At 31.7% G+C, this 7,837-nt stretch carries 5 protein-coding genes and 1 pseudogene; 3 read left to right on the forward strand and 3 right to left on the reverse strand.

Features of this window, described 5'->3' with window-relative positions:
- Window positions 1–16: 16 nt before the first annotated feature.
- Window positions 17–1,450 carry a lipopolysaccharide biosynthesis protein gene (locus F894_RS00775; protein WP_034437960.1) on the reverse strand — a complete coding sequence of 478 codons (1,434 nt, stop codon included), beginning with the start codon at window positions 1,448–1,450 and terminating at the stop codon, window positions 17–19.
- A gap of 168 nt (window positions 1,451–1,618) precedes the next feature.
- Window positions 1,619–1,768: pseudogene (locus tag F894_RS15015) on the reverse strand (Vi polysaccharide biosynthesis UDP-N-acetylglucosamine C-6 dehydrogenase TviB); the annotation flags it as partial.
- Window positions 1,769–2,065: 297 nt separating this feature from the next.
- Here F894_RS15015 and F894_RS00780 point away from each other — a divergent pair.
- From F894_RS00780 to F894_RS00790, 3 genes are read left to right on the forward strand one after another with little or no spacing between them, the layout of a single operon-like run.
- Window positions 2,066–3,166, forward strand: coding sequence for a polysaccharide biosynthesis/export family protein (locus F894_RS00780; RefSeq protein ID WP_005245421.1), 1,101 nt, complete (start codon window positions 2,066–2,068; stop codon window positions 3,164–3,166).
- Window positions 3,166–3,594 carry a low molecular weight protein-tyrosine-phosphatase gene (locus tag F894_RS00785; RefSeq protein WP_005245422.1) on the forward strand — a complete coding sequence of 143 codons (429 nt, stop codon included), beginning with the start codon at window positions 3,166–3,168 and terminating at the stop codon, window positions 3,592–3,594. Before F894_RS00780 ends, F894_RS00785 begins: the two co-directional genes overlap by 1 nt.
- A gap of 35 nt (window positions 3,595–3,629) precedes the next feature.
- The gene (locus F894_RS00790; RefSeq protein ID WP_005245424.1) at window positions 3,630–5,813 is read left to right on the forward strand and encodes a polysaccharide biosynthesis tyrosine autokinase; all 2,184 of its coding nucleotides are present in this window, start codon (window positions 3,630–3,632) and stop codon (window positions 5,811–5,813) included.
- Between the two features lie 619 nt (window positions 5,814–6,432).
- On the opposite strand, the gene F894_RS14800 is transcribed toward F894_RS00790, so the two are convergent.
- Window positions 6,433–7,119 carry a sugar transferase gene (locus F894_RS14800; protein ID WP_228128798.1) on the reverse strand — a complete coding sequence of 229 codons (687 nt, stop codon included), beginning with the start codon at window positions 7,117–7,119 and terminating at the stop codon, window positions 6,433–6,435.
- Window positions 7,120–7,837: the final 718 nt, after the last annotated feature.

Here is a 7,837-nt window from a genome sequence, read left to right on the forward strand (position 1 = left end):
GTAACCTATTTCAATACTAAATTTTGGCAATTTTCTTTAAAATATTTAAAATATCTCCATCATACAATAAAGTAATTGTAAAATAAATTATATTAAAAAAAATTGAATAAAATATAAGATAAATTATATCACTACCTAAATACAAAAAATCATTATTCTTTAAAAAATACAATGATAAAAAAATTATGGTCCCAAATATCAAAAAATGAATAACTTTCTTTAATTGTGTAAAAAAATCAATACCGATAATTAACCCACTAAAGTAAATATTTATAAAATATGATATTAAAGAAAAAAACACTAATGAAAATACAAGCCCTAAAATTCCAAACTGAAACCCCACCACGATTAAAATCAAACCAATAATTTTTTTTAAAATTTCAATTTTTAAAAAAATATCACTTCTTCCTTTTACTTTTAAAATATTTAAGCTATAAGAACTTACAGGTCTAACTATTGATGCTATTGCTAAAATTTGAAAATAAGGCACAGCTGGTAACCATTTTTCCCCAAATAACAATCTAAAGCCTTCATTTGCGATTAGTATCAAAGTAAACATAATTGGCACAGTAATAAACATCATTATTTTTGCAGTAATATTATAAGCATATCTTAAATGTTCATCATTTTTTAAATTAGAAAAAAGTGGATATGTAACTTTTTCCACTACCATGCTAATTTGCTGCACTGGAAATAATCTCATTGTTTCAGCTTGATTAAAATAGCCTACTGATTGAGGCGAAAAAAACTTACCTATAATTATTCTATATAAATCATTAAAAATTACATCTATCAAGCTTGCCAATGTTAATTTATAACCAAACACAAAATGAAAACAAAAGCAATCTTTGCTAAAAACAAATGATAATTTCCATTTTACAAGCCATAAAATTAATATAGTAAAAACCGAAGCTTGTATCAAATTTAACCACACAAGACTCCATACACCATAACCTTGTAATGCCAAACTTATCCCGACTCCACCAGCAATAAGTGATGATGGAATCTGTAATTGCATTTGTAATTTAAAATTCAACTCTTTTGTTAATTTTGCAATATGTACACCTATTAAAGCCTTTATTATAAAAACAAGTGCAAAAATACGTATTAAATCTTCCAATATTTTTTGTTCATAAAATAATGCAACATAAGGTGCTCCAATATAAACTAAAATATAAACAAATAAACTTACTGATATATTAGTCCAAAAAACGGTTGAATAATCCAGTTCAGTTGGATTATTAGTACGAATTAAAGAACTTGTCATACCACTATCCATCAATGTTTGCCCTATTGAAATAAAAACCATCAACATAGCTATAAGACCAAACATTTCTGGCATCAAAATCCTAGCCAAAATCAACTGAACAGTAAAATTAATAATTTGCACACTAAATTGCTGCAAAAAATTCCATTTAAACCCATTTATAGCTTCTTTCTGAATACTCATTTATTTACACTTTAGCTTTTATAAAAGCTAACCAATTCAAAACTAATAAATTTAAAAATATCATTTAGTATCAAATATATACTTAATTACGCCTGTAACATTTCGTCTAATTATTATAGTAAAATTATACTACCTTACTTATTAATATAAAACATGTTTAAGCTTACCCAAACTATGCATTTTTTTAAGTTCATCAATTCGATTTTGGTAGATGTCAAAAATAACGACGATACTTTTTTTCCCAAATTCTACTGCCAATGGTGAACCCACATAGCCTAAACCAATCCCCGCAATTTTTAAATCTGCAATAGATAGCATTTCAACGCCTTATTTATGTACTGTACTTATGAGGAGTGCAACTTTCGGCACGAATATTATCAGAAAACCATAAATTTTCTATTATGATTTGTACGGAAACAATTTAAACTACAAACTAATGTATGTTTTTTGTAAAAATTATGATTTCATTTATAATTTGTATGATCAATTCAGACTAATTTATCTTCTATTCAAAAAACAGCGATATGATTACAAATTGCTATGTATATAACCTATAACTTAGGTAGAATAGCCTCAATTTAAAATGAATTTAAAAATTAATATTTGGGAAAACGTGTGCGACATTTTCAATTAATTCTTTTATTGGCCGGCGGTATTGCCACCACAGGATGTGCGGTCACCTCAGGTTTACAAACCTATGACTTACCTAGTGAAGGGGTTTATCAAACCGACCTAGGCACGGAAGTGAACATCATTAAACTCACCCAAGATTCTATTATGGCCGTTCAGCCTGCTATACAGAATATTCAACAAGAATATGCCCATCTTTTTAGTTCAAGACATCATAACTATAGTCTGAGTTCTGGTGATATTTTATCTATTTATTTATGGGCTTATCCAGAACTCACATCTCCAAGTAACATTAGTACAGATCAATCCGCCCAAGCAAATGGTTTTCAAATCGATTCCGAAGGTTATATTCATTTCCCAATTATTGGCCGTTATAAAGCCGCAGGAAAGTCACTGACCCAAGTCAACCGTGAATTACGCAGTCAGCTATCACGTTACCTAAAAAACCCGGATGTGATCGCGCGAGTACTATCTTATCAAGGTCAACGTTATTCAGTTCAAGGTAATGTTCTAAAAGGCGGTCAATTTTATTTGAGTGATCAACCCGTTAGTGTTTACACCGCTTTAGGTATGGCAGGGGGAGTAAGTGCAGAGCAAGGTGATAATGCCTCTATCACTTTAGTACGCCAGGGACGTTCATATAGCCTGAATACTGTAGAATTAGAAAAAGCTGGCCTCTCACTTCATAATCTGTTGATTCAGCCCAATGACACCTTATATGTGAATAATCGTGAAAATCAGAAAATTTATGTGATGGGGGAATCCGGCAAAAATCAGTCATTACCCATACGTGATCAAGGCATGAGTTTGAGTGATGTATTAGGAGAAAGCCTAGGCTTAAATCCACTTTCTGCCAGTCGGAGTAAAGTTTATATCGTTAGAAGTCAGCTGAATGCACTTCACACTGAAGTCTACCAGATGGACTTGACCAGCATTGCAGACTTTGGTCTCGCTAATCAGTTTAAAATGCGTAGCAACGATATTGTTTATGTGGATGCATCTGGTTTAGCACGCTGGCAACGTGTAGTGAATCAGATGATTCCATTCTCTAGTGTTCTTTATCAGCTAGATAACTTAGGTAAATAATGAAAATTAAAAATATCTTAGTAGTTTGTATTGGTAATATTTGCCGTAGCCCTATGGCCGAATACTTTTTAAAACAGGAATATCCACATTTAGAGATAGAATCTGCGGGTATTTCCGGTTTAGTGGGTCATGCAGCTGATGAAAAAGCCAGTTTATGTATGCAACGTTTTGGGATTGATATGAGTGCACATATTGCGAAAAAACTGGATGCTAAACTAATCAAAAAAGCCGACCTGGTTCTTGTGATGAGTCAAAATCAGCAAAAGCATATAGAACAGACTTGGCCTTTTGCTAAAGGTAAAACGTTTAGATTAGGTCATTGGCAAAGTAAAAATGTTGCCGATCCTTATCAGCATGATCAAGCATTCTTTGATGAGACCTGCCAGTTGATTCAGGCCTGTATTGCTGACTGGAAAAAATATATTTAAGTTTTTTAATATTTTCACTTTTTGATATTTAAATTATGAGCCAAACCGCCAACACCGAAGATACCATTGATTTAAAAGAATTATTTTTTTCTTTAATTGCACAATGGAAATTGATTGCACTGTGCATTATTTTAAGTCTGATTTGTGCCTTACTGTATTTAAGAACCACACCGGATACTTATGCAGTAGATGCCATGGTACAAGTCGAAGACAGTAAAGGTACTTCCGCTGCATTGTTAGGGGATTTATCTGGTATGATCGACCAAAAATCCCCCGCTCAGGCAGAAATTGAAATTCTGAAATCACGCTTGGTATTGGGCGAGGTCATCAACCATTTAAATTTAAATATTCGTGTATCTGGTACAGAAGATAGCTTCTGGAACCGGTTAATGGCCAACCATGAATATGCGACAGAGTATTCAGCAAAATCGGTACTGTTTAAAGATAATCAAAATAGTTTTGATATTCGCCAATTCGATATTCCCCAATATTTTCAAGATAAGAACTTAATTTTAAGTTTTGAGCCAGGCAAATACAGTCTAACGGATGAAGAAACTGAACAAGTAGTTTTTTCTGCTCCTTTAAATCAAGTAAGTCAATCCTCATCTAAATATGGTCTCTGGAAAGTAGGTATTTTTAGTCAAGACAGTTTCGATGCCGCTTATAATATACAAAAGCAAAGTTTACCTGCGGCGATGCAATCTTTAACCGCTAATTACTCAGTAGCCGAAAAAGGCAAGATGAGCGGTGTATTAGGTTTGAACTATCAAGGCAATGACAAACAACATATTACTGAAGTTCTGAATGCCATTCTGGCTGCTTATAGCCAGCAAAATATTGAACGTCGTTCAGCAGAGACTGCTCAAACACTTAAGTTTTTAGAAGATCAATTACCTGAACTAAAACAACAACTCGATGTTGCAGAGCGTGAATTCAACCGTTTCCGTCAGCAATATAATACTGTAGATGTGACTAAAGAATCGGAATTATACTTAACTCAGAGCATCACTTTAGAAACAAAAAAAGCAGAACTGGAACAGCTAGTTGCAGAAGCTTCAGCTAAATATACCGGCGAACATCCAATGATGCAGCAAATGAATGCGCAACTCAGTGCAATCAATCAAAAAATTGCTGAGCTAAACGGGACTTTAAAACGTTTACCTGAACTTCAACGTCAGTACTTACAATTTTTCCGTGAAGTCGAAGTGAAGCAACAATTGTATACAGGTTTGCTCAATTCGTATCAACAACTTCGAATTGCTAAAGCAGGTGAAATTGGTAATGTACGTATTGTCGATACGGCGGTTGAACCCATTGAACCCATTAAACCAAAGAAATTACAGATTCTGATTTTAGCAATTTTCCTTGGTGGTTTCTTAGGAACATTGCTGGCATTGTTACGTAATATGATGCGCTCAGGTATTAAAGATGCGGCTCAGATCGAAAATGAGTTGGATCTTCCTGTCTATGCCACTGTACCGCGATCCGTTATTCAAGAAAGTCGTATTAAATTATTAAAAAAGAAAAAGAATATTCCTATTCTTGCGGTTAAAGATAGTAGTGACATTGCAATTGAAAGCTTACGTAGTATGCGAACAGCGATTCATTTTGCCCTCATGAATGCCAATAATAATGTAATTGCTATTTCGGGCCCTGCTCCGGAAATTGGTAAATCGTTTATTACCACTAACTTGGCAACTATTTTAGCACAAGGCGGAAAACGAGTATTAGTGATTGATGGTGATATGCGTCGAGGTTATTTACATAAGTATTTCAATGCAGAGGTACAACCGGGTTTAGCAGAACTATTGAACCACCAAAATAGCTATGCAGATGTAGTACAAAACTCTACTGTAGAGAACCTGTTCTTTGTTACTCGAGGCAAAAGCCCAGTCAACCCTTCTGAACTTTTGAGTACAGATCAATTTAAAGCATTTTTAGATCAGGCATCAGCCTCTTTTGATCATATCTTGATTGATACTCCACCAGTCCTTGCCGTGACAGATGGTATTATTATTGCACAATACGCGGGCGTGAATTTATTGGTTGCACGTCATGGGAAAACCCAAATTAAAGAACTTGAAATTACTGTCAATCGTTTTGAACAAGCGAATGTAAAAGTTAATGGTGTTATTCTAAATGACGTACAAAAAGGCTCTGCTGGTAGTTATGGCTATAATTATGCCTATGCATATACAGCTTCCAAAGATGAGGATTAATATGAGTTTGATTTATATTAAGTAAATTTAATTTTCTGAAAATATCAAAATATTTTTCAGAAATAAGAGTGTTGATTAGGCTGTTTTTACAGAAAGTCACCTTTTTAAAATTTATTATAAATAAGGGTAAGTGAATATTATAGTACTTCAAACAGATTTGAAAATTTTCAATTTAAATCTGTTTGAAGTTTTTTATGTTTGCATGGGTAATAAATATATTGTATCTAAGCCAACCTCAATATTCAGTAATAAAAAATCTATTAATATAGATATCTTTGTCTAATTAAGCTGGATTAATTTCTGACTTATCTTGATCCAATCTACACAAAGAACTATTACTAAATATAAATAGCATTATCAAATTTTAATGTCAGGTATGGCCTCCTCCAAGAGTATCTATTGTATCTCTACAAAACTCAAATTTAAAATGATTAAATAGTATAACCTAAAGACACTCAAGACTATGAGTCTATATTCTAAGATTAATTAATGCTCTCATTTTTAATAATATTAGATAAAATTTAATATTGAAAGTTCCCTATCTCTTAATAAAACAATCATTTTCGACTCAAGAATAGTTACCTATACCAGTGATAGAACGAATTTATTTTTACTCATATTATTTTACCTCTTTTGTAAATAAAGAGGTATCCGTAATATTTTTTTTCGAAAATCGTGCAGCACCTACTTCTTGGTCAGGAGCATTAACTCCCTCTTGACTCAACATGACTTTAGCCGTTTTAAACATAATTTTAAAATCAAGCCACATATTATGATATTCAACATATTGCACATCTAATTCAAATTTTTCTTCCCAAGATAAATTATTGCGTCCACTTACCTGAGCAAGTCCTGTCATACCAGGTTTTACTTCATGTCGTCTCATTTGTTCTTCAGTATAATGTTGGAGAAACTCTTTCATTTGAGGCCGAGGTCCGACAATACTCATATCTCCTTTTAACACATTAATCAGCTGAGGCATTTCGTCTAAACTAGTAGAACGTAATTTTTTTCCAAATGAAGTGATGCGAAATTTATCAGGTAAAGGATTACCCTCTTTATCAATTGCATTCCTCATAGAGCGAAATTTAATCATTTTAAATAATTTACCATTTTTACCAGGTCGTTCTTGATAAAAGAAAATTGGAGAGCCCAAATTTTTTTGAACCTTATAAGCCACTATAATAAAAATTGGAAATAATATAATCAAAGCCATTAATGCAATAACTATATCAATTAATCGCTTAAATACATCTTCTTTATTTTCAAATAAATCAGCAAAGGAATAAAAATGTACTTGAGGTATTAAAGAATTTCTTAATATTAAATTATCTTTACAAATAAAATACCTAAATTTTTTTTTATTCATTTTATTTGATCGATCTTTTTCTGAAGAAAACTGTATTATTTTACTTCTATACTCCCTCTTATTTTCTGAATATTTTTTTAATAAAATATTATTTTTCTCATCAAACAAAGGCTTATATATTAAAATATTACTTTCTTCATTTTTTTTGATCTTATTTTTATCTTTTTTTAGATCCATTAATAAACACCTCGATATGTCTATTTTTTTTCAATCATATCAAGAGTGTTATTTTTTAAGTAGAGGTATATTTTAGGTAAAGGTTGTCAACCAAAAAATAATCTTATATTAATATTTTTTTATTAAAATTTTTATTTAAAAATTATTAAGGAAAATTTATTTAATATTGCAACAAAATTCTTATAATTTTTTCAACGAAATAAGCCACTTCGTAAATTACTTCCATTTAATAAGACCCACTAGATTATAATAATAAATAAAGAAAATTATTGTTAATCGAATAAAATATTCATTACAAAATACAATATAGCTCACACTAAAAAAATGTGACAAAATGTAAGGTAATTCTAGATATTGTGATAAAGAACAAAATTTTTACATCAGATCAAGAGGATCAAGAGGATCAAGAGGATCAAGAGGATCAAGAGGATCAAGAGGATCAAGAGGATCAAGAGGATCAAGAGGATCAAGAGGATCA

This window comes from Acinetobacter sp. CIP 51.11 (assembly GCF_000369665.1).
GTDB lineage: Bacteria > Pseudomonadota > Gammaproteobacteria > Pseudomonadales > Moraxellaceae > Acinetobacter > Acinetobacter lwoffii_S.

Coding starts and splice junctions, on each gene's coding strand:
- F894_RS00790 (WP_005245424.1), top strand. CDS start 3,630: ATGAGCCAAACCGCCAACACCGAAGATACCATTGATTTAAAAGAATTA.
- F894_RS00775 (WP_034437960.1), bottom strand. CDS start 1,450: ATGAGTATTCAGAAAGAAGCTATAAATGGGTTTAAATGGAATTTTTTG.
- F894_RS00785 (WP_005245422.1), top strand. CDS start 3,166: ATGAAAATTAAAAATATCTTAGTAGTTTGTATTGGTAATATTTGCCGT.